Source organism: Bradyrhizobium sp. (genome assembly GCF_027451485.1).
Lineage (GTDB): Bacteria > Pseudomonadota > Alphaproteobacteria > Rhizobiales > Xanthobacteraceae > Bradyrhizobium.
Genome location: NZ_DAIDJE010000053.1, coordinates 1 through 22,622 on the forward strand (window position 1 = coordinate 1; position 22,622 = coordinate 22,622).

A 22,622-nucleotide genomic window follows, 5' to 3' on the forward strand; every position below is an offset into this window, starting at 1 on the left:
GGGATGTACAGTATCGCCGCGGAAATCCCGGAAGAAGTCGGCGTGCTTTTCCAATACCACCACGCCGATGCCGGCGCGGCCGAGCAGATAACCGAGCATCATGCCGGCCGGGCCACCGCCGACGATGCAACAATGGGTCTGAATGGTTCGGGGCATCGACGACTCCCGCCGCGCTAAAGCATGATCGGACTGAGTTGAGGTTATAATTGTAAGAAAGTGCACTCGCTCTTCCGCCTGCGGCAGGTGAACAGCGTTTGCCGTTGAATCAACCCTCGCATCCCGGTATTATCTTTAACTTAGCGGTGGGGACCGAAGCAGAGCCCTAGCAATCACTCGCGTCTAACCGAGACGCAGCGCGATCCGAAACCCCTGCTCCTTCGCGCCGACCCGTCTACGCTTCGTGGCGCGCGCCCCACCCCGCCAGACGCCGCAACGACAGAAACCGCCGGGTTCACACCCCCGCAAGGCTACGGCCGAGGCCGCCGATTGCTGCCCATTTGTGTCAAAAGGTTAAGCTTTTTCAACGCGCATGGCCCCGTTTCCATTGACTTTGGCAGATGCGCGCCTATGTTCCGGCCAGACGCGGCCCGGTATCGAACCGTGATACCCCGCCTGTCCGCGTATCCGAAAATCCCGTGCAAATCTGCGTGCCGTTCCGGGGTTAAGCGCGACAGCCCTTTTTCAAGATTCCAGACGGCGGTATCTGCCAGAGGCTCAATGTCTTTTTCCCATCTCGGCTTGTCCGAAAAGGTGCTCGCCGCCGTCGCGGCCACCGGTTACACGAATCCGACCCCCATTCAGGAACAGGCGATTCCCCACGTTCTGGCCCGGCGCGATGTCCTCGGCATTGCCCAGACAGGCACCGGAAAAACCGCCGCCTTCGTCCTTCCGATGCTTACGATCCTCGAAAAGGGCCGCGCCCGCGCCAGGATGCCCCGCACGCTGATCCTGGAACCGACGCGCGAACTCGCCGCGCAGGTCAAGGAAAGCTTCGACCGCTATGGCGTCGGCCAGAAACTCAATGTGGCGCTGTTGATCGGCGGCGTCTCATTCGGCGACCAGGATTCCAAGCTGACCCGCGGCGTCGACGTTCTGATCGCAACCCCAGGCCGGCTGCTCGACCACACCGAACGCGGCGGGTTGCTGCTCACCGGCGTCGAATTGCTTGTGATCGACGAAGCCGACCGGATGCTCGACATGGGCTTCATTCCCGACATCGAACGCATCTGCAAGCTTGTCCCCTTCACTCGCCAGACGCTGTTCTTCACGGCCACCATGCCGCCGGAGATCCGGCGCGTCACCGAGACTTTCCTCCATAACCCGGAGAAAGTGGAAGTTTCGAAACCGGCGACAACGGCCGTGACCGTCACGCAGTTACAGGTCCCGTCCGGACGCGAAGCCCACGAAAAGCGCGATATCCTCCGTCGCCTGCTGCGCGAAGCCAAGGACCTCAACAACGCGATCATCTTCTGCAATCGCAAGCGCGAAGTCGCCATCCTGCACAAGTCGCTGCAAAAGCACGGCTTCAGCGTCGGCGCGCTGCACGGCGACATGGATCAATCGGCCCGCACCGCAGCGCTCGATCAATTCCGCAAGGGCGAAATTCCGCTCCTGGTCGCCTCCGATGTCGCGGCGCGCGGCCTCGATATCCCCGCCGTCAGCCACGTCTTCAACTTCGATGTTCCCCACCATGCGGACGATTACGTACACCGGATCGGCCGCACCGGCCGCGCCGGCCGCACGGGCACCGCGGTGTCCATCGTCACGCCGCTTGACCACAAGTCGCTCGCCGCCATTGAAAAGCTGATCGGCCAGAGCATTCCGCTCGCTGAAGGCAGTTTCGCCGCGCCCGAAGAGCCGGCGGCCGCCCGCGAGGAGCGCCCACGGCAACGCGGGCATGACGGCTCGCGCGGCGGACGCAAACGGCGCCGCGAACAAGACGCCGGCCATGGCGGCGGCCGCAACCCCGCACACACATCTCAATCTAGGGTTGCGCAAACGAGGGAAGCGCCGGGAACTCCTTCTTCAGCCCCGAAGCCTCCGTCGATCGGCCGCCCTGCGGAACCCAAACCCTCGCATACCGCGTCGGAACCCGCTGATCACTCGCATCTTCCAGCGTTTTTGTTGCGTCCGGTGCGTGCGCGCGTTTGATCGGCGGACGATCATCAGGGTGGATTTGCGGATCGGCATTTACGGCTCGTAAATCAACCTACGGTAGCTTGATTCCCATAGTTTATGAGATTGGCGCGAGAATCGGGCCGCGCTGACTTTCGCTGGGGGCGAGTTCAGTGCTGGACGAACACGAACGCACGATGGCCTTTGCCGAATTGGCGCTGGGCCAGATCCGGTCGCTTCGGCAGCCCGCAATCCCTCGTAATTACGAGATCTGGTACGTCTACGCGACCGGCTACAATTCTCAGCTCAACCAGGTCATCAACGAGACGCTCGCGCACAACGGCAAGCTGACCGAAGCCGACCTCGAGCAGATCTACGAAACCTATCTCTCCCACCTCAAGACGACCGACCGCATCGACAAGGTTGGCGCCCGCGTCATCGGAGAAATCGACGACGTAGTGCGGCTGATCGGCGACGCGCTCGGCATGTCGGAGGCCTACAATGCAAGCCTCGCCGGCGCGACCGAACGGCTCGCGAAGGCCGCGGACCGCGAACAGGTCATGAAGGTGGTCGACACGCTCGTCAAAACCACGCACGAGATGCGCGATACCGCCAAGACGCTGGAAGAGCGGCTGGCGATGTCGAAAACGGAAATCAGCAATCTCCAGCAGAGCCTGGAGGCAATCAGGGCGGAGAGCCTCACCGATCCCCTGACCGGTCTCGGCAATCGAAAGTATTTTGATCGCTCGCTCGGGACGGCCGTTGCGAATGCATTGGAGACTGGCGAACCGCTGTCGCTGCTGATGTTCGATATCGACTACTTCAAATCCTTCAACGACTCCTTTGGCCATCTCACCGGCGATCAGGTGTTGCGGCTGGTCGGCATGTCGCTGAAGCAATCCATCAAGGGACAGGACATTACCGCCCGCTATGGCGGCGAAGAGTTTGCCGTCGTGCTGCCCAACACGGCGTTGCGTCAGGCGCTAACGGTCGCCGATCACATCCGCCGTGCCGTGATGTCGAAGGAATTGAAGAAAAAATCCACCGGCGAGATTCTGGGACGCGTCACCATTTCGGTCGGCGTTTCGATGCTCAAGCCGGGCGACGACTGCGATTCGCTGATCGAACGGGCCGATGCGTGCCTCTATGCCGCCAAGCGAGCCGGGCGCAACCGGGTGATCTGTGAGGCCGATCCGGAATACATGGCGGAAACCCGCGGCCAGGTGGCCTGATCAACTTCCTTTTCGTCGCGCCGTTTTGGATTCGCCCGGTTTTCTCTTTGCCACGCTCGTTACCGCTCGCGCTTTGCTGGCGGCGGTCTTGTGCAAGTCCTTCTTGCTCGCTGGGGTTTTGACGGCCGGCTTTTTCGCTGTCCTCCGGCGCGGGCGTTTGCTCCCCGCGGCCCGCTGTGCGGCCGCCAACGCAGACTTCGCCCAGTCCGCCAGTTCCTCTGAATCGTCGAACAGCCGCGCCGGCAATTCCCAGTAGGAATTGACCGTGACGACCTTCCCTGTCGAGCGCTGCTGGTACTGAAACGGCCTAGAGCCCTCCGCCGCCAATTTCGGAATGCTCGTCTCGTCGGCGCGCAGGTAGACCCCGCTGCGCAGCGCCAGCGCAAAATTGACGCCATCGACGGAAATGCCAAAGCCGGAAAACATCCGGCGCAGCGTCACGGGGCCGAAACCAGAAAACAATTCGATCAGGAAATCGCGATCCATCGAGAAGCGCCGCCTCGTCCCCGGACGCCGCGCAGTGAACGATGCGCTCTCGCAGTTTAGCAGCGAACCCCGGTTCTACGCAGCACTTAAGCGCTGCCGCGGGCCCCGGACAAGATGTCAGCCTTCGACGTTGGCCGGCTTGAGCTGCACGGATTCGCCGCAGCCGCAGGCGCCGACCTGGTTCGGGTTATTGAAGATGAACTGGGCTTGCAGTTTGTCGCTCTTGTAGTCCATCTCGGTGCCGAGCAGGAACAGTACCGCCTTGGGATCAACCAGGATCTTCACGCCCTTGTCCTCGACGACCTCGTCGGTCGGACGGATTTCGTGGGCATATTCGACCGTATAGGATTGTCCGGCGCAGCCGCCGTTCTTCACGCCGACCCGAAGGCCAACGATTTCGGAATCGGCGCGCCGGGTCAGTTCCTGGATGCGCTCGGCGGCGGCGTCCGTCAGCTTCATCACCTGCGGACGCGGGCGCGGCCTTGCCTTCGAGGTTGGGGAAGTCGGGCTCATATCGGTCATGTGGTCAATCCCAAAGCCAGTTCAATGAGGCGCTTGGTGTCGCGCGCGAATGCTCACCACATATTGAGGACGAGACGCGCCTCGTCGGACATGCGGTCCGGCGTCCAGGCCGGATCCCACACCAGATTGACGTTGACGACGCCTACGCCTGGAACGCTGGCGACGGCGTTCTCGACCATCGTCGGCAACTCGCCGGCCGCCGGGCAGTTCGGCGTCGTTAGCGTCATCACCAGATCGACGGAACGGTCGTCCTTGAGCTCGACCTTGTAGATCAGGCCGAGCTCATAGATGTCAGCCGGAATTTCCGGATCAAACACGGTTTTCAGTGCGGCGACGATGTCGTTGCTCAACCGCTCGGTTTCCTCCGGCGGCAGGGCCGACTGTGTTTCCATGTTGGAAGTCTTCACTTCCACTTCGCTTTCAGGACTCTTGGCTTCAACGGTGTCGGTCATGCGAACAATTCCCGCGCCTTGATCAGCGCCTGCGCCAGATGGTCGATTTCCTCGCGCGTATTATACATTCCGAACGAGGCCCGGCACGTCGCGGTCACGTTGAACCGCTCTAAAAGCGGCATCACGCAATGGGTGCCGGCACGAACCGCGACCCCCTGCCGGTCGATGACCGTCGCGACATCGTGGGGATGCGCGCCCTTCATCTCGAAGGAAATGATCGGTCCCTTGCCCTTGGCAGTGCCGATCACGCGGAGGGAGTTGATTTCGCGCAGGCGCGCCTCCGCATAGGCCAGAAGGTCGTGCTCGTGAGCGCTGATGCGCTCTTTGCCGATCGAATTGACATAGTCGATCGCGGCACCCAGCCCGATCGCTTCGACGATCGCGGGCGTTCCAGCCTCGAACTTGTGCGGCGGATCGCCGTAGCTCACGAATTCGCGCGCGACCTCGCGGATCATTTCACCGCCGCCGTTATAAGGCCGCATGCTCACGAGGTGATCGTATTTGGCATAGAGCACGCCGATGCCGGTCGGCCCGTAGAGCTTGTGACCGGTGAAGACGTAGAAATCCGCGCCGATGTCCTGCACATCGACCGCCAGATGCACCGCACCCTGGCTGCCGTCCACCAGCACCGGAACGCCCCTGGAATGGGCGATCTTCACGACGTCCTTCACCGGCACGACGGTGCCCAATGCATTGGACATCTGCGTGATCGCTATCAGCTTGGTGCGCGACGTGAGCTGTTTTTCGAATTCCTCGATGAGGAAGTTGCCGCCGTCGTCGACGTCAACCCATTTGAGGACGGCGCCCTGACGCTCGCGCAAGAAATGCCAGGGCACGATGTTGGAATGGTGCTCCATGATCGAGAGCACGATCTCGTCGCCCTCTTTGAGGTTCGGCGCGCCCCAGGAGGACGCCACAAGGTTGATCGCCTCCGTCGCATTGCGAGTGAAGACGATTTCCTCGGGCCGTGACGCCTTGAGGAACGTTGCGACCTTGGCGCGGGCGCCCTCGTAGGCTTCTGTCGCGGCGTTGGCGAGATAATGCAGGCCGCGGTGGACGTTGGCGTATTCGCTTCGATAGGCCTCGGTCATACGATCCAGCACCGCGTTCGGCTTTTGCGCGGACGCGGCGTTGTCGAGATAGACCAGCGGCTTGCCGTAGACCTGCATGGCCAGCGCCGGAAAATCCTCCCGCAGCCTGGCGACATCGTAAGAGCCATTTGCGACGGCCGGATGCATGATCATCCCCGCCTCTCGAGCCAGGCTCGCGCGATCGTAACCGTCAATTCGCGCAAACCGTCGCTGGCAATGGCTTCGATTGCTTCGCCGACGAACGCCTGGATCAACAGCGCCTCGGCTTCCTTTTCCGGAAGGCCACGCGCGCGCAGATAGAACAGCAGGCTTTCGTCGAGCGCGCCGGTGGTCGCGCCGTGACCACAGGTCACGTCATCGGCGAAAATTTCCAGTTCGGGCTTGTTGTCGGCTTCGGCCTCATCGGACAACAACAAGGCCCGCGTCATCATTTTGGCGTCGGTCTTCTGCGCGTGGGGCCGAACGATGATCCGGCCCTGGAACACCGACTGCGCGCGATCATCGACAACGGAACGGAATACTTCCCGGCTCATGCAGTGCGGAACCGCATGGTCCAGGAACAGCGTCGTGTCGGCATGCTGTCGGCCATTGAGCAGGTTCACGCCATTGGCGTTCACCTCGGCGCCCTCACCAGAAAAGGTCAGATGACCCTGATAGCGGCTGAGAATGCCGCCGCTGGTCATATTGAAGGTGGTGAGGCGCGCTTTGGCCCCGACCGAAAACACGGCCGTCGTAATGTTGGTGGCGTCAGCGCCATCGTCCATGAGCCGCACATGCTGCACCTCGGCATCGTCGCCCACCGATACGCTGATGACGTCATTGACCTGGTAGGATTTGGTACCTTCTGCCGCAACAAAACTCTCCAACAGCGTCGCTTGCGCAGCCTTGCCGATCGTCAGGAACGAACGCGTGAAGCTGGCTGTCGATCCGCGGGTCGCGACGTGCGCAATGTGAAGCGGCTTCGCGATCGCCACGCGGTCAGCTACTGTGATCACTAGGCCATCCGTCGCCATCGCCGCATTCAGCGCGATCATCGCACCCGGTTCTGAGCCGTTGCTGAGCAGATCGGCATGGTTGCCGTCTTCCAGCGCCTCACGCAACGTCTGCACGCGAACACCGGTTTCCATGCCGCCGAGATTCGACAATGTCGGCGCAAACGCGCCATCGACCAATACCACGCGAACGGCGTCAACGGCCGGTAACGAAGCCAGCGCGGCTTCGGCGCGCTCAAGTGCGTTCTTATCGGGTGCGGCAGCAAGCGGCAGCACGTCGCGCATCAGCGCCCGCAGGTCGGTATATTTCCAGTCTTCGAGCCGGCGATGCGGCAAGCCGGCCCGCTCAAAAGCCGCAAAGGCCTGCTCGCGCGCCTCCGCAGCCTTGCCGCGGCCCGGCAGGCGATCGCGCACGCCGGCAAAAACATCGCTCGCCGGTCGTTGCGTCTCGGTCTTGGTCAATACAACGTTCATTGCAAATTCCGTTACGCCGCGGTCAGCGCTGCTTCATCGAACTGGGCGTAGCCGGACGCCTCCAGCTCAAGCGCGAGTTCCTTGCCGCCGCTTTTCACGACCCTGCCCTTCGACATCACGTGAACGACGTCAGGGATGATGTAATTCAGAAGCCGCTGATAATGGGTGATCACGACCATTGCGCGGCCCGGCGAGCGCAACGCGTTGACGCCATCGGCTGCGATACGCAGCGCATCGATATCCAGCCCGGAGTCCATTTCGTCCAGGATGCAAAGGCTAGGCTCGAACAGCGCCATCTGAAGGATTTCGTTTCGCTTCTTTTCGCCGCCGGAGAAGCCGACATTGACACCGCGCTTGAGCATATCCTGCGGGATGCCGAGCCGTTTGGCGACTTCGCGCACTTTTTTAAGGAATTCCGGCGCCATCAATTCGCTTTCGCCACGTGCCTTGCGCTGGGCGTTGTAGGCTGTGCGCAGGAAATTCATGGTGACGACGCCGGGAATCTCGACCGGGTACTGAAATGCAAGGAAGACGCCCTTCGCGGCACGCTCGTCAGGATCCATCTCCAGAAGATCTTCGCCCCGAAACAGGATTTCGCCGCCGGTCACCTCGTAGCCAGGTTTGCCCGCAATGACGTGGGAGAGCGTCGACTTGCCGGAGCCGTTCGGGCCCATGATCGCGTGGATCTCGCCTTCGTTCACGGTGAGCGACAGGCCGTGGAGAATTTCACGGTCATCGACGCGAACCTGCAAATCTTTGATTTCAAGCAGTGACATTCAATTACCTTTCAAACCGATCGCTGCGCCGCCTTCGATAGCGTACAATGCCGCGTCAGCCGACGCTGCCCTCCAAGCTGATCGAGATCAGCTTCTGCGCTTCCACCGCAAATTCCATCGGCAGCTGTTGCAGTACGTCCTTCACAAAGCCGTTGACGACAAGGCCAACCGCCTCTTCCTGCGACAGCCCGCGCTGCGTGCAATAAAACAGCACGTCCTCGGAGATCTTCGAGGTCGTCGCTTCATGCTCGAACAGCGCGGAAGAATTTTTTGCTTCGACGTAAGGCACGGTATGCGCGCCGCATTTGTCGCCGATCAGAAGCGAATCGCAGGCGGTATAGTTGCGCGCACCGGTCGCTTTGCGATGCGCGGTGACGAGGCCACGATAGGTGTTCTGCGACACACCGGCGGCGATACCCTTCGAGATGATCCGGCTCGTCGTGTTCTTGCCGAGATGAAGCATCTTGGTGCCGGAATCGACCTGCTGATGGCCGTTTGAGATCGCGATCGAATAGAACTCGCCACGCGAATTATCACCGCGCAGAATGCAACTCGGATATTTCCATGTGATCGCCGATCCCGTTTCGACCTGGGTCCACGATATCTTCGAGTTGACGCCGCGACAGTCGCCACGCTTGGTGACGAAGTTGTAGATGCCACCCAGTCCTTCGGAGTTGCCGGGATACCAGTTCTGGACCGTCGAATATTTAATCTCGGCATCGTCAAGCGCGACAAGCTCGACCACGGCGGCGTGAAGCTGGTTCTCATCGCGCTGCGGGGCGGTGCAGCCCTCGAGATAACTCACATAGGAGCCCTTGTCGGCGATGATCAGCGTGCGCTCAAACTGGCCCGTGTTGCGCTCATTGATGCGGAAATAGGTCGATAGTTCCATCGGGCAGCGCACACCCGGCGGCACGTAGACGAATGACCCGTCGGAGAACACTGCCGCGTTCAGAGTGGCAAAGAAGTTGTCGGAGGTCGGCACCACGGAGCCGAGATATTTCTTGACGATCTCCGGATGCTCGCGGATCGCTTCCGAAATCGGCATGAAGATAACGCCGGCCTTTCGCAGCTCTTCCTTGAAGGTCGTCGCGACAGAGACCGAGTCGAACACGGCATCGACCGCGATCTTGCGACTGGCTGAGGGCTCACCGCCCGGTGGCGGCTCGACGCCCTCCAGGATCACGACCTCGCGCAAGGGAATGCCGAGTTTCTCGTAGGTCTTCAGGATTTCCGGATCGATTTCGTCAACCGACGTCAGCGCCTTCTTCGGCTTCGGAGCGGCATAGTAGTAGATGTCCTGGTAATCGATCTTGGGATAGTTGACGCGCGCCCACGTCGGCTCAGCCATGGTCAGCCAGCGGCGATAGGCCTCGAGGCGCCATTCCAGCATCCAGGCCGGCTCGTTCTTCTTTGTGGAGATGAAGCGGACGGTATCTTCCGAAAGCCCCTTTGGAGCCTTCTCGGATTCGATCAGCGTCTCGAATCCATATCGATACTGGTCGACGTCGATCTGGCGAACCCGATCGACCGTCTCTTGTACGGCAGCCATTCAGTCCTCCGCTCGCGGTTTCAAGGACCGCGGTGGAAAAAATCTTAAGCGTCTCTTACGATGTTTCCCGGACGAAATCACCTGCTTAGAACGGTTCAAGCTGTGTTTCGTCGCTGATCCTTAAGTAGTCGACCCGCAAGGCTTCGCCAAGCCTCCAGGCACAAATCCACGTCCGCATCCTGCGTGGACCAGCCCATACTCAGCCGCACCGCGCCTTGGGCCATATTCGAATCGAAACCCATCGCCTCGAGGACATGGGATGGCTGCACCTTGCCCGAGGAACAGGCCGAGCCCGAGGAAACCGCAATCCCAGCGAGATCGAAGCCAATCACCGCGGTTTCTGCCCGCAACCCGGGCACCGTAAACAAGGTGGTATTGGGCAACCTTCGGACAGAATCAGAGAATATGATTGCAGGGGTCCACCGGAGGCCACTCTCCAGCCGTTCCTGCAAGACCTGCATGCGGGCGGCGGCCGCCGGCAGGTCGGCCATGGCGGCGCCAACCGCCGCTCCGAAGCCGGCAATCCCCGCGACATTCTCGGTGCCGGCGCGGCGGTTCGATTCCTGACCCCCGCCGCGCAGAAGCGGTTCCAGTCCGTTCAGCCCATCCGACAGCACCAATGCACCAGTCCCTTTGGGGCCGCCAACCTTGTGCGCAGAGAGCGTGAGAAGGTCGGCGCCCAGCGCCCTCATTTCGAAGGGCATCTTGCCAAGCGCCTGGATCGCATCGACATGGAGTATTCCGCCCGCCTCGTGAACGATCCCGGCCGCCTCCTCAATGGGCTGAATCGCGCCGGTCTCGTTATTGGCGAGCATGATCGACACCAGTGCGGGTGGCCCGCCATGAAGCAGATCGCGCAAATGGCCGAGATCGACGACGCCGGCGCGGCCGGCGCGGATGCGCGCGACTGAGCCCGGCGGGAACCGGCCGCCGGATAGCACCGAGGCATGTTCGATCGCCGACACCACCAGCCGCCCGACGGGGGAACCACCCTCCGCTTGCAGCCCGGGTGCCAGGGCCAGCGCATTGGCTTCAGTCCCGCCCGACGTGAATACGACGTTCCGCGGCTGGGCGCCGACGGCCGCGGCAACGGCGCTGCGCGCCCCCTCGATCAATTTCCTTGCTTCACGCCCTTCCGCGTGAACCGAGGATGCGTTGCCCGCAAGATCCTGGGCGGCGGCAAGGGCGCGCCGTGCTTCGTCCCTGAGCGGGGTCGTCGCATTCCAGTCGAGATAAACGCGCTTCGACATGTACGTATAATATTACCTTCACTCTTGGCGGGCTCGTGCAACCCTTCGCGTCTATCACACTTGGTGGAATTCGGGTTTCGCTGCAATCCCGGAATTCTGCCTAACGTCTTGAACCAGCAAGCGGATGTGCAAAATCCTTGCATTTTGCCCCTCGCTCCATGTTAGAACGCGGCCTCCATCATGAGCCATCATCTGCCGACCGGCTCTCCTCATCGCGAGCGACAGATGATGCCTGCGACACACCGGTCGAGTTTAAGGACCGTCCATGCCTGAAGTTATTTTCACCGGCCCCGCGGGCCGTCTTGAAGGCCGTTATCACCCGGCGAAGCAGAAGAATGCGCCGATCGCGATGATCCTGCATCCGCATCCTCAGTTTCACGGCACGATGAATCATCAGATCGTCTATCAGTGCTATTACGCCTTTGCCCATCGCGGGTTTTCGGTGCTGCGTTTTAACTTCCGCGGCGTCGGCCGCAGCCAGGGTTCGTTCGATCATGGCACCGGCGAACTGTCCGACGCGGCGTCCGCGCTCGACTGGGCGCAGACCATCAATCCGGAAGCGCGCGCCTGCTGGGTCGCCGGCTTCTCGTTCGGTGCCTGGATCGGCATGCAGCTGTTGATGCGCCGGCCGGAGGTCGAAGGCTTCATCTCGATCGCGCCGCCCGCCAACCTTTATGACTTCTCGTTCCTGGCGCCCTGTCCGTCTTCGGGCCTGATCGTGCACGGCGAGAAGGACGCTGTGGTGCCGCCGAAGGACGTCAATACGTTGGTGGAGAAGCTCAAGACGCAAAAGGGCATCGTGATCGACCAGCAGATCATTCCGGGCGCGAACCACTTCTTCGATGGCAAGCTCGAGCCCTTGATGCAGTCGGTCACCGCCTATCTCGACATGCGGCTCGCCAACGTGCGGTAGCGCTTTCAGGCAAAGTGTGAAGCGGTTCGCGTGAAAAAAGCGCTTCAGAAAAAAGATCTCTGAAAGTGCCAGCCTGGATCGCATTACTGCGCGCAGTCAATGTCGGCGGCACCGGCAAGCTCGCGATGAGCGACTTGAAAGCAATGTGCGACGAACTCGGTTTTGCGTCGGCCAAAACCTATATCGCGAGCGGCAACGTCGTCTTCAAAAGCGGCAAGCCGGAAGCTGCAATCAAGGCCGCGCTCGAGAAGCGCCTCGAGACCTATGCCGGCAAGCCGGTCGGCGTGCTCGTTCGCAGCGCCGCGGAAATGGCGCAGATATCTGCCGACAATCCCTTTCCAAAGCTGGCGCCGAACCGCACCGTCGCGCTATTTCTCGATCGCGCGCCGCCGGCTGATGCGCTGGAAGGCGTCCGCGGGCAGAAGGACGAGAAGATTTGCCTCGGACGGCGTGTGATCTACGTCCATTACGGCGACGGGATAGGCTCGTCAAAACTCGTCATTCCAGCGGCCAAGGCCGGGACCGCGCGCAACATGAACACGGTTGCGACGCTCGCCAAAATGGCTGCCGGACTCTGACTGGGCCGCTTGCCTTTCACGGCCGGGCGACGAGGCCGCCCGTCATCGGAAGCGGCACGCCGGTGGTGGCGGGATAGCTGAGCGGCAGGCCTTTCAGGCCGCGTGCGGCCAGGAAACCGAACGCTTGCGCCTCGATCGCATCAGTTGACCAACCCAACGCATCAGCGGACTCGACGGTTGTCGGATGCAGCCGCTCCCGCAGCATCCGCATCATCGTGAGATTGCGCGCACCGCCACCGGCAACGATCCAGCTTCGCGGGCGCTTCGGCAATTGCGGCACGATCCTGGCGACCGCCGCGACCGTGAAGGCCGTCAGCGTCGCCGCGCCATCCGCAGGAGATACGTCGCGAAGAATGCGCTTGGCGAAATCATTGCGGTCGAGCGATTTCGGCGGCGGCAGATTAAAAAACGGATCCTTCAAGGCTTCCGATATCCATGCCGTATCCGCGGTGCCTTGTGCGGCCATGCGACCGTCGCAATCGAAACGCTGGCCAGTCGTGCGATGCATGAAATCATCGAGCAAGGCATTGCCGGGCCCGGTGTCGCAGGCGATCAGCGTATCACCGTCGATATAGGTGATATTGGCAACGCCGCCGATATTGAGCACCACAATCGGCCCCTCGCGATCCAGCGATTGCGCGAGTGCACGATGATAGACCGGGACCAGCGGCGCGCCCTGACCGCCGGCCGCAACGTCGGCGGCGCGGAAATCATGCATCACGGGAATATGGATGGCCTTGGCGAGCGCGGCGGCATCGCCGATCTGCACGGTCAGCTTGTCGGCCGGGCGGTGCAGCACCGTCTGACCATGGAAACCGACAATGTCGATGTCTTCGCTGCTGATGCGGTTCTGGGCCTTGAAGCTCGCAATGGCTTCGGCATGCGCCGCAGTGACAACCCGCTCGGCCTCCCGGAGAATACCGGGCCTCGCTTCGCGCGCCTGGAGGTGAGCGGCCTCGGTCAGCGCCTGGAGCAGGAGGCGGCGTTCGAGGTCACTATAGGGCCGGTAGCCGGACGGACCGAACGCCTTGACGCGTTTTCCGTCAGTTTCGATCATGGCGACGTCAACCCCGTCCAGCGAGGTCCCGCTCATCAGACCGAGAGCCGTTAGCATCATCTTAATCGAGCCTCCGCCCTACCCCTGGACGTCAAGCTTTGCATTCACCTTGTGCCAAACGGGCACATCTTATAATGCCACAGCGCACGCATTCGCAGCAGCCCATCATGGTTAAGTTCGGGCAATTTGCCGCAAATACCGTAAAACAAGAATGATCAGGTTCGAAGAAAGATGACCGCATTCAAGTCGGATTTCCTCAACGTGCTGCAAGAGCGCGGCTTTATTCACCAGGCTTCCGATTTCGAAGGCCTGGACGCGCTCGCCGCCAGGGGCGAGGCCACGGCCTATGTCGGCTATGACTGCACGGCGCCTTCGCTGCATATCGGCAATTTCCTGACCATGATGATGCTCTACTGGTTGCAGCAAAGCGGCAACAAGCCGATCACGCTGATGGGCGGCGGCACAACCATGGTCGGCGACCCCTCGGGCAAGGACGAGACGCGCGCGATCCGCACGGTCGCCGAGATCGAGGCCAACAAGGCTTCGATACGCGGCGTGTTCGGCAAGGTGCTGCATTACGGAGCGGGTGCGAGCGATGCCGTCATGCTCGACAATGCCGAGTGGCTCACCAAGCTCAACTGGATCGAGATGCTGCGCGACGTCGGTAAGCATTTCTCCGTCAACCGCATGCTAACCATGGATTCAGTGCGGCTGCGGCTCGAGCGCGAACAGGAGATGAGCTTCATCGAGTTCAATTACATGGTCTGCCAGGCCTACGACTTCGTCGAACTGGCGCGCCGAACCGGTTGCCGCTTGCAGATGGGCGGCTCGGATCAATGGGGCAATATCATCATGGGCGTCGATCTCGGACGGCGCATGGGAACGCCGCAACTGTTCGCGCTGACAACGCCCCTGCTCACCACCGCTTCCGGTGCCAAAATGGGCAAGACGGCGCAGGGCGCGGTCTGGCTCAATGCCGATCAGTTTTCGCCGTACGATTTCTGGCAATACTGGCGCAACACCGAGGACGCCGACGTCGTCAAGTTCCTGAAGCTGTTCACCACGCTGCCGATGAGCGAGATCGACAAGCTGGCAAAGCTTCAAGGCGCGGAAATCAACGAAGCCAAGAAAGCACTGGCCGATGCCGCCACGACGCTGCTGCACGGAGAGGCTGCGGCGCGCGAGGCGTCCGAGACGGCGCGGCGGACCTTCGAGGAAGGCGCGATCGCGGAAAATCTGCCGACCGTGTCAGTTTCGCAGGGAGAACTGGATGCCGGCATCGGGGTGCTCGCCTCCTTCGTCAAGGCAGGCCTGGTGGCTTCGAATGGTGAGGCGCGGCGCCAGATCAAGGGCGGCGGCTTGCGGGTCAATGACGTCGCCGTTACCGACGAAAAGATGCTACTCAAACCGGCCGACCTGACACCCGAAGGGGTCATCAAGCTGTCGTTCGGCAAGAAACGCCACGTGCTGCTCAAGCCTGCATAAGCACATTCCGCAAGCGCGCTTGCGCTTTAGCCGCAAAACAGGCTCCCTCGCGCAATGGATCAAAACGCTCCGCGGGAGGACGTCGTCACGGCGCCGGCAAAGCCGGTGCACACTGCGCTCGGCGTGCTCGCCGTGTGCTTTGCCCTCTCGCTGTTCGGGCGCGGACTGGGCGAAAGCTTTTCGGTCTTCCTGCTGCCTATCTCCGAAAGTTTTGGCTGGAACCGCGCCGACGTCGTCTCGGTCTATTCATTGAGCGCGCTGGCGGGCGGCCTCGCCTCGCCCCTGATCGGACGCCTGTTCGACTATTCGGGCCCGCGGAGCGTCTATTCGCTGGGCCTGTTGCTGTTCGGCGGCGCGTTCCTGTTCGCCGCGCACGCCGCCCGGCTCTGGCAAATTCAACTCAGCATCGGCCTCTGCGTCGGGCTCGGCATCGCCCTGATCGGCAATGTGCCGAATTCGATTTTGCTGGGCCGCTGGTTCGGCCCCAAACTGCCAACCGCCATGGCGGTTGTTTATTCCGCAACCGGCGCCGGCGTCCTCGCCCTGCTGCCGGCTTCGCAGCTTCTGATCGAGCATTTCGGCTGGCGCGGCGCCTACCAGATTTTCGGGGTCACGGCGCTGGTGTTGCTGCTGCCGCTCTTGGTCCTGCCGTGGCGGCTGTTTTCCGAAGGACAGCCGCATCTCACCAGGACATTCGCCGATGACGGGCCGGATGAAGGTTGGACGCTTGGCCGCGCCGTGCGCCATCACGCTTTCTGGGCCTTGTTCGCGACATTCTTCTTCACGGCCATCGGCATGTATGCGCTGACGCCGCAAATCGTGGCCTATCTGATTGAAGCTGGCTTTCCGCCTCTGCAGGCAGCGACGGCCTGGGGCTTTTCCGGCGTCGTGCTGCTGTTCGGCATGCTGGGCGTCTCCTGGCTCGATGGCGTCATCGGGCGCCGGCCGTCCGTCCTTTTTTCCTATGCGATGTCAGTGTTCGGCATTTTCCTGCTCTGGCTGTTGCACAGCTATCAGAACATCTGGATCTTGGCCGGCTTCGTCATCTGTTTCGGAAGCATGATCGGTTCACGCGGCCCGCTTCTGACCGCGACGGCGATGAAGCTGTTCAAAGGAAAAAGCGTCGGCACGATTTACGGCGCAATCGCGATCGGCAGCGGATTGGGATCGGCCTTCGGCTCATGGAGCGGAGGCCTCATCCACGACGTCACCCACAGCTACAATCCGCTGATCCTCTACGCGCTGATCAGCGTGATCCTCGGCATGATTCCGTTCCTGGTGGTTCCGGCACTCAGGCGTTGAGGGAAAGCGGCAAGTCAGTTCGCCGGGTATTCGACGCCGTTGTTCTGCTTGCCGGTGTTGAACTCCATGATCTTTCGGGAGATGCCCGGGAAAATCATCGATACCGGATTGACGCGCAGAGTCGGCTTGTCCGGCGTGCCGACGACCTCGTAGGTCAGGCCGAAGACCCCCTCATCGCTGCCGCCGAAGAACAATCCGGCGACAGGGATCTGGCCTAGCAGGTTGTTCAGGCCATACACAGGAATCAAGGTGCCGCTCATGCGCACCTGGTTGCCCGCGTAATCGATGCTGCCTTCGATCGTCCCTCCGATCGCCGGCCCCTTGAGAACGCCCTCGCGGATCGTCAGCTGGCCGTTCTGGCGGCTGAACTCCGCGCGCAGCCGCGAGAAGGCGATGCCGCCTGGTGTCGGCTGGCCACCCGAAACCAGCTTATCGAGCGAGGCCTCCCCTTTCACCGAGAAATCCCGGACGTTGAGCAGGCCTTCCTTGGGGCCCGCGTCGGATGTCGGGGTATCGATTGCCAGCTGAAGCTGGCCGCCGATGACTTTTGAATAGGTATCGGTGAAACGAAGGAACGCGCCGGCGTCGTTGGTTTCAAGGACGATCACCTCGCGGCCCGGCCCGCGGCGCAAATCCGCCGTGACCGGCGTCTCGCGCCCAAGCTTGCCGCTGAACGCAAAGCTTTTCACCGCACCACCGCGGCGGGACATCTTCCCATCGACGCCGCGCAGCGCTTCGCCAAAGAACCCGGCTACCGCACCGAGCTTTATGTCGAGATCGATGTCGATGCCCTTGGCCTTCGCGTTTTTGTCGGTGTCCTTTCCGGAAATCGCGGTCTTCAGGAACCCGCGACCATCGAAGATGTCGCCGCGCATGGTGACCTTGAGCACGCCGTCCGTCCCACGCTCGGCGCGCAGCGACGTCTTGTCGCCTTCGGAAGGCGCATAGGTCGGGAAACTAGCATTGATGAGATCGCCATTCTGATCGATCTCCAGCGATCCCTTGATGGAAGCGCCGCCGCCTTCGATGACAATATCTTCGAGACGGGTCGATTGCGGCTTCTGCACCACGTTGAAAGTGGCATGCGCGGATTTGCCCTGCGCCTTGACCCAACCGGGCAGAACGTTGTCGAGCTTGAGCTGGGTAAGATCGGCATCGATGCCGAGGCGGGTATTGTCCCCGCCGATCTTGCCGCTTAGCTTGACCGGTATGGAGCCGCTTACCGCCGGTCCAAGATCAAAGCCGAACCGGGCACGGCTTGCCTCGTCGAGCGTCGCCTGCAGCTTGATATCAGCATCGCCGTCGACCTGCTTGCGATAGTCTAGCGAGGCCGGCTGCCCGTTGATCTTCACGTCGCCCTTGACCTGATAGCCCTGGTTGTTGGCGATGATCTTCAGCGAATTGGATTCGACCTTCTGATTCATCATGAGTCGATCGGCGGAAAACCCGCCGAGATCGGCAGTGACGGTATAATTCACGTCGGCGCGGGTGACATCGTGCTTGATCGGCAAGGCCAGGTTGACGACGGCAGAAACCGTTCCCTTGCTCGCGTTGGGATCGATCAGGGTAGCGGAAAGATCGCTTAACTTGTCCGAGGCCAGAATTTCGGCTGCCGCGGGCACCGGGCCGTCAATGCGGAATTTGACCTTGGCTTGCACGGGTTTCGGAAACGTATCCGGCACCTCGAACACGGCGTCGGAAACGTTGAGCTTGCGGGACGCCGGCGTGTCTGCGACGCCTTGCCCGATGCTGACATTCGCGGTTCGGCCAGTGACATGCGCCTTCAGGTCGGCGTCATGAATGGACGGCAATCCGTCCACCGGCCGTATCGTCACTCCGCTCGCCACAATGGTGACGTTGAGGCCATCGTCTGGGATTGGCGGCCCCTTGCGCGAGAGGTTTTGAACCGGAGAGTTAACCCCGACCTCGATACGCTGGATCGCACCGCGTTCGACCCGGTCAATCACCCACTGCCTGATGTCCGCAACGACGAGCGCCGGCCAGATCCGCTTGAGCGCGGCAGCGGTCATCGGGGTGCCGGCAAATCCGAGCGTCATGCGCGGCTCGCCGGAATAATCGATGCTGCCGGTGCCGGCAACCCCGATCTCCCCATTGCTGAAGTCGGCCTGCGTCAAGGTCACGCGCTTTTTGTCGGTATCTAAACGCACGCCGATCGAGACGCGATTGAAGATGACCGGCGGATCATTGTCGTCGTTGCCGGCCAGCAACACGGTGCCACCGCTGAAACCCAACTGCCACTCGTTGACGCTGCCGTTGGGAGGCTCAAGCGTCGCCAGCAGTGTGATCCGGTTTTGCCCGGAAATAATTTTGAAGGGCGCTGTCAGGGCGCGCTTGTTGGCGTCCCAATCGAGGTTGACTTCCATCGAGTCGATCGCCATCGGAAACTCGGGCGTGTCGCTGTCGATAATCTCGCCGGCACCGGCGAAGATCTTGCCGCGGAAATACGTGGGCACGCCGTCGCGTCCGAGTTCGCCCTTCAATTCGCCGCTGAGCGGCAGGTTCGCGCTGTAGTTCAGGTTCTTCAGCCGCAGCGCCAGAAGAATGTTGGTAGTCGAGACCTTGTCAGCCTTGATGTCGACGGATCTTACGCCGTTGCTCGGCGGTCCCACTGCGACGTGCAGCGACCAACCCTGCGTGCCCTCTTCGGCAAGGCTGAAAGCAATCCCGCCACCGCTTGGCCGGCGCAGACTGAGCGAGATGTTCTGGAAATTCCATTTGTTGCCGCGCTGCTGGTCATCAACGATGAGGCTGCCGTTCTTCAGGCCGATTTCGTTGAGGTTCTGGCCGTCAAGCCCGGTCAGGCTCAGGCTGTCGAGCCAGTCGAGGCCCGCCAGCAATCCGGCTTGCGCACTCTGGGCGGAAGACCGCGAGGCCGCTGGCTGGCTTGGCTGGGGAGAGGCTGGCACGCTGGGCGCGGCCTGGCGCGGAAAGGTCGGAGGAAGCCCGGCTTCCTTCTTCGAGGCGACGCCGGTTGCCAGCGGCCGCGCGTTGTCGCCGGCGGACACGGTGACATAGCCGTCCGGATTGATGCGTACGGCGAGTTCGGCATCGACGAGGTTCAGGCTTTCCGCGCGTAGCTGTCCCAACAGCAGCGCCGAGCCGGACAGTCGCACTTCGGCTTTCGGAGCGCTCGCAACGATCGCATGGTTCCGATCACGCACCACGATATTGCGGATACGCACCGCAATTCGCAGGCGACCGGCGCGCTCGATCTGCGTGCCGCCAACTTCGACCGTGTTGCCGTGACCGATATTTTCCTCGATCGCGGAGGCGAGCCAGGGAGTCGCGATATCAAGGTTGATAGGACCCGCGCCGAGCCGCCACCACAGGCCGCCGAAGCAGCCGGCAAAGATCACGAGCAGCGAAGCCAGAACGATGGAAAGCCGCCAGAACCAGCGTTCGCCGGCAAGGTAGCGGCGGAAGGATCGCAGATGGTCTGTAAGCCGGTAGAATCGGGCATTCGATCCGGAGAGGAGCCGGCGCGCATGGTGTCCGGCCGCCTCGTCATGCTCGTCCGCATGCCAGTTGGCGCCGTCCCACCCCTGAGGATGGACGTCTGCGGTCGCGCCGGGGTCCTCGGTTGACCTATGTCTTACCATTGGCTCTCGTTGCCGGTACCGATGGAAGGCCTGCCGGAGCCACGACGGCGCGTTGCGCCGTATTGCTCCTCGCGTCATTGCAGTGGGATCGATTTGTCATCGCCACCCCTGACGACCGAGGTTCTCCCGAGGCGAATCGCAAATCGAGAACTCCACTAAACCCCATACTTTGCAAACAGTCCTTCGATTCCCGTTGTTGGGAAAGCCTGCCGCGGCTGGCGGAGTGACGGCGCAGCAGGAGGGCTTCCGCTCCCTCCTTGCCAGCCGCCGGATTAGTGCCCACCCTCCGAAGTTCGTGTTGCACCTCAGCATCCACTTTCACGAACTTCGAAAAAATCATTGGCACTATCAAACTTTTGATTCTAGTGCCGCTTGCTATTTGAAATTCCTGGATCGGATTCGCCGCTCTTGGTGCAGGAACTTCAGATAGGCGCCACCAGTGGCGTGTCGAAATCCTTTTGAGCATAATCCGGAACAAGCCGAACCCCGCCCGCAGATCGCGTCGGCTTCAATACCTCAATGATTGATCCGCGGAAAGCGACGAAAGGAAGGCGTATGTCCAAGAAAACGCGCAAGGAATCCGGTAAACCACTGGCTTCGCGGAAAGCGCGTGCGCCGCTGTCGAAGACACCTGCCAAGCAGCCCACCGCCAAGGGGGGACGCTCGCCGTCAAAATCGAGCAAGAGCCGAAAAGGCGGACAAGCCAGTCCGCGGCTACGTTCATCCAAACTCTCAAAAGCCAAAGCCGTCGCGACATCGAATCGGGAGAACCGTGCGCGTTCCGTCCTCAGGGAGGGCGAAAAGGCGCGGTCTTTCAAACTGCCTCGAGACGGAGGAAACACGGTTTCGCTTCAAGACTTTGCCGGCCAAAAGCTCGTGCTGTTCTTTTACCCGCGGGCCGATACGCCGGGCTGCACGCGCGAGGCGATCGACTTCACGCGGCTCAAGGGAGCATTTGCCGCGGCCGGAATCGCCGTCGTCGGCGTATCCGGCGATACGCCAAAAGCGCAGGAAGCCTTTCGGAACAAGCACCAGCTTTCGGTTCCTCTCGCCTCGGATGAGACCCACGAGATGCTTGAGGCCTACGGCGCCTGGGGAGAAAAATCCATGTATGGCAGAACGTTCGAAGGCATTCTTCGTACCACCATCCTGATCGGAGCGGACGGCCGGATCGTCAAGATCTGGCGCAAAGTCAGGGTGGACGGCCACGCCGATGAGGTACTCGCCGCCGCCCGGTCGGGCTGACCGGGAATAGCCATTCGCGAAAAATTAACCATGGCCGGGTCAAATCTCCCTCGCAAATTGGGCCGTACGGAACTCTCCTCCGACCGGCACGGGAGTGCCGATGTCGTATCGTTCCGGTCATCAGTCCGCGTATCGCCAGCCACCGAATGCAGGCCGGCACATCACCCGCCAGCCGATCAATCCACCCCAAGCTAAGCGCGATCAAAGCGGCTACACACTGGTCCACGCCGGCAAGCAGGTGCGTTTCGGACCTGTTGTCTTCTGGATCGTGGTCGGCACGGTGACAGCGCTCGGCGTCTGGTCTGCGGCAACCGCAACCTATTTCGCATTTCGGGACGACGTTCTGACGCGGCTGATCGCCCGACAGGCCGAAATGCAATATGCTTACGAAGATCGGATCGCGGATCTTCGCGCCAAGGTCGACCGCGCCACCAGCCGGCAACTTCTGGATCAGGAGCAGTTCGATCAGAAGCTCGAACAGATCATGCGTCGGCAGGCGGCGCTGGAGTCGCGCGCCACTGCGATGAGCGCCATCCCCGACATCACCGGATCGATCAGATCTCCATCACGAGGCGCCACGCTGTCGGAACCACGGCCCTCCGGGATTCCGAAGCCCTCGCCGATCAGCGACACTGCGGTGTTCGTCGCGCCGCCAGATCGCGAGGCGCGCCTGGAATCCCGTGGGTCGAACGGTGCAAATGCCTCGGTGATCAAAGCCGCAAAAATCCAGGGCGTCGACAACGTGCTTGTGCGTCTGCAGAACTCGCTTGATCAGGTCGAGCGTCGGCAGATGGCTTCACTAACCAACGCCGAAGAGAGCCTGGAATCGCGCGCTCGTCGCATGCGCGGCGTGATCAGCGACCTTGGTCTCAATCTCGGTCAGCTGGAAGCGGCGACGCCCCATGCAGGCATGGGCGGTCCCTACGTGCCGGTAAGACTGCGCGCCAACGCGGATGCCTTTGAGCGTCAGCTCTATCGCATCAACATTGACCGCGCCCAGGTCGAGCGGCTGAACCGGACACTGGCACTGGTGCCCTATCGGAAGCCCGTGATCGGCGAGGTTGAGTTCACCTCGGGATTTGGAATTCGCTCGGACCCCTTCCTGGGTCGTCCGGCGATGCACACCGGGCTTGATTTTCGCGCATCGACCGGTGACCCCGTGCGTGCCACGGCAAACGGCAAGGTCGCATCGGCAGGCTGGGCCGGAGGCTATGGCCGGATGGTGGAAATCGACCACGGCAACGGCCTGTCGACGCGCTATGGGCATCTGTCCGAAATCGAGGTGAAGGTCGGCGAAGTCGTCAAGATCGGCCAGGTGATCGGCCTCGTCGGTTCAACGGGCCGCTCGACCGGACCGCATCTTCACTACGAGACCCGAATCGATGGCGAGGCCGTCGATCCGCAAAAATTCCTTCGCGCCGGCGTCCGCCTGAGCGCGGGCTAGCGCCCACTTTCCGAAGTTCGTGTTACACCTCAGCAC

19 protein-coding genes are annotated in these 22,622 nt (G+C 61.7%); 8 read left to right on the forward strand and 11 right to left on the reverse strand.

Annotated features, from left to right (window positions below):
• Positions 1-156 (reverse strand): FAD-dependent monooxygenase (locus NEZ08_RS07925; protein ID WP_298106095.1); only part of this gene is annotated, 156 nt, incomplete at its 3' end.
• Between the two features lie 561 nt (positions 157-717).
• Here NEZ08_RS07925 and NEZ08_RS07930 point away from each other — a divergent pair.
• Together NEZ08_RS07930 and NEZ08_RS07935 are read left to right on the forward strand one after the other, a co-directional pair.
• Positions 718-2,151 (forward strand): DEAD/DEAH box helicase, encoded by a 1,434-nt coding sequence (locus tag NEZ08_RS07930; RefSeq protein ID WP_298106036.1) that lies wholly within the window; start codon positions 718-720, stop codon positions 2,149-2,151.
• 161 nt (positions 2,152-2,312) lie between these two features.
• Complete coding sequence (locus NEZ08_RS07935; RefSeq protein ID WP_298106096.1) at positions 2,313-3,347, forward strand: diguanylate cyclase; 1,035 nt, start codon at positions 2,313-2,315, stop codon at positions 3,345-3,347.
• Here the strand turns inward: NEZ08_RS07935 and NEZ08_RS07940 are convergent, their stop codons facing one another.
• The 8 genes from NEZ08_RS07940 to NEZ08_RS07975 form a co-directional block, all read right to left on the reverse strand.
• Positions 3,348-3,833, reverse strand: coding sequence for a TfoX/Sxy family protein (locus tag NEZ08_RS07940; protein WP_298106037.1), 486 nt, complete (start codon positions 3,831-3,833; stop codon positions 3,348-3,350).
• Between the two features lie 117 nt (positions 3,834-3,950).
• Positions 3,951-4,355 carry an iron-sulfur cluster assembly accessory protein gene (locus NEZ08_RS07945; protein ID WP_298106039.1) on the reverse strand — a complete coding sequence of 135 codons (405 nt, stop codon included), beginning with the start codon at positions 4,353-4,355 and terminating at the stop codon, positions 3,951-3,953.
• Between the two features lie 53 nt (positions 4,356-4,408).
• Positions 4,409-4,807, reverse strand: coding sequence for an SUF system Fe-S cluster assembly protein (locus NEZ08_RS07950; protein WP_298106042.1), 399 nt, complete (start codon positions 4,805-4,807; stop codon positions 4,409-4,411).
• Entirely contained in the window at positions 4,804-6,051 is a 1,248-nt protein-coding gene (locus NEZ08_RS07955) for a cysteine desulfurase (RefSeq protein WP_298106043.1), read from the reverse strand. Before NEZ08_RS07955 ends, NEZ08_RS07950 begins: the two co-directional genes overlap by 4 nt.
• Positions 6,048-7,364: a Fe-S cluster assembly protein SufD gene (gene sufD, locus NEZ08_RS07960; RefSeq protein WP_298106044.1), complete on the reverse strand. Its 1,317-nt coding sequence runs from the start codon at positions 7,362-7,364 to the stop codon at positions 6,048-6,050. Before sufD ends, NEZ08_RS07955 begins: the two co-directional genes overlap by 4 nt.
• Positions 7,365-7,375: 11 nt before the next feature.
• A complete protein-coding gene (gene sufC, locus NEZ08_RS07965) occupies positions 7,376-8,140 on the reverse strand; it encodes a Fe-S cluster assembly ATPase SufC (RefSeq protein WP_298106046.1) in 765 nt (254 codons plus the stop codon).
• Positions 8,141-8,195: 55 nt separating this feature from the next.
• The gene (sufB, locus tag NEZ08_RS07970; protein ID WP_298106048.1) at positions 8,196-9,692 is read right to left on the reverse strand and encodes a Fe-S cluster assembly protein SufB; all 1,497 of its coding nucleotides are present in this window, start codon (positions 9,690-9,692) and stop codon (positions 8,196-8,198) included.
• Positions 9,693-9,787: 95 nt separating this feature from the next.
• Positions 9,788-10,942 (reverse strand): cysteine desulfurase family protein, encoded by a 1,155-nt coding sequence (locus tag NEZ08_RS07975; protein WP_298106050.1) that lies wholly within the window; start codon positions 10,940-10,942, stop codon positions 9,788-9,790.
• A 265-nt stretch (positions 10,943-11,207) separates the two neighbouring features.
• Here NEZ08_RS07975 and NEZ08_RS07980 point away from each other — a divergent pair, with 265 nt between their 5' ends.
• Together NEZ08_RS07980 and NEZ08_RS07985 are read left to right on the forward strand one after the other, a co-directional pair.
• On the forward strand, positions 11,208-11,855 hold the full coding sequence (locus NEZ08_RS07980; RefSeq protein ID WP_298106051.1) for an alpha/beta hydrolase: 648 nt from the start codon (positions 11,208-11,210) through the stop codon (positions 11,853-11,855).
• Positions 11,856-11,920: 65 nt separating this feature from the next.
• Positions 11,921-12,433, forward strand: a complete 513-nt coding sequence (locus NEZ08_RS07985) for a DUF1697 domain-containing protein (protein ID WP_298106053.1) — start codon at positions 11,921-11,923, stop codon at positions 12,431-12,433.
• A gap of 16 nt (positions 12,434-12,449) precedes the next feature.
• Here the strand turns inward: NEZ08_RS07985 and NEZ08_RS07990 are convergent, their stop codons facing one another.
• Entirely contained in the window at positions 12,450-13,550 is a 1,101-nt protein-coding gene (locus NEZ08_RS07990; protein WP_298106055.1) for an anhydro-N-acetylmuramic acid kinase, read from the reverse strand.
• A 171-nt stretch (positions 13,551-13,721) separates the two neighbouring features.
• Here NEZ08_RS07990 and tyrS point away from each other — a divergent pair, with 171 nt between their 5' ends.
• Entirely contained in the window at positions 13,722-14,975 is a 1,254-nt protein-coding gene (tyrS, locus tag NEZ08_RS07995; protein WP_298106057.1) for a tyrosine--tRNA ligase, read from the forward strand.
• Positions 14,976-15,029: 54 nt separating this feature from the next.
• On the forward strand, positions 15,030-16,277 hold the full coding sequence (locus NEZ08_RS08000) for an MFS transporter (protein WP_298106059.1): 1,248 nt from the start codon (positions 15,030-15,032) through the stop codon (positions 16,275-16,277).
• A 14-nt stretch (positions 16,278-16,291) separates the two neighbouring features.
• On the opposite strand, the gene NEZ08_RS08005 is transcribed toward NEZ08_RS08000, so the two are convergent.
• Positions 16,292-19,897, reverse strand: a complete 3,606-nt coding sequence (locus tag NEZ08_RS08005; RefSeq protein WP_298106061.1) for a DUF3971 domain-containing protein — start codon at positions 19,895-19,897, stop codon at positions 16,292-16,294.
• A gap of 555 nt (positions 19,898-20,452) precedes the next feature.
• Between NEZ08_RS08005 and NEZ08_RS08010 the strand changes: the two genes are divergently transcribed.
• Both NEZ08_RS08010 and NEZ08_RS08015 read left to right on the forward strand, forming a co-directional pair.
• Positions 20,453-21,142, forward strand: coding sequence for a peroxiredoxin (locus NEZ08_RS08010; RefSeq protein WP_298106063.1), 690 nt, complete (start codon positions 20,453-20,455; stop codon positions 21,140-21,142).
• Positions 21,143-21,242: 100 nt separating this feature from the next.
• On the forward strand, positions 21,243-22,586 hold the full coding sequence (locus NEZ08_RS08015; RefSeq protein ID WP_298106065.1) for a peptidoglycan DD-metalloendopeptidase family protein: 1,344 nt from the start codon (positions 21,243-21,245) through the stop codon (positions 22,584-22,586).
• Positions 22,587-22,622 lie beyond the last annotated feature (36 nt).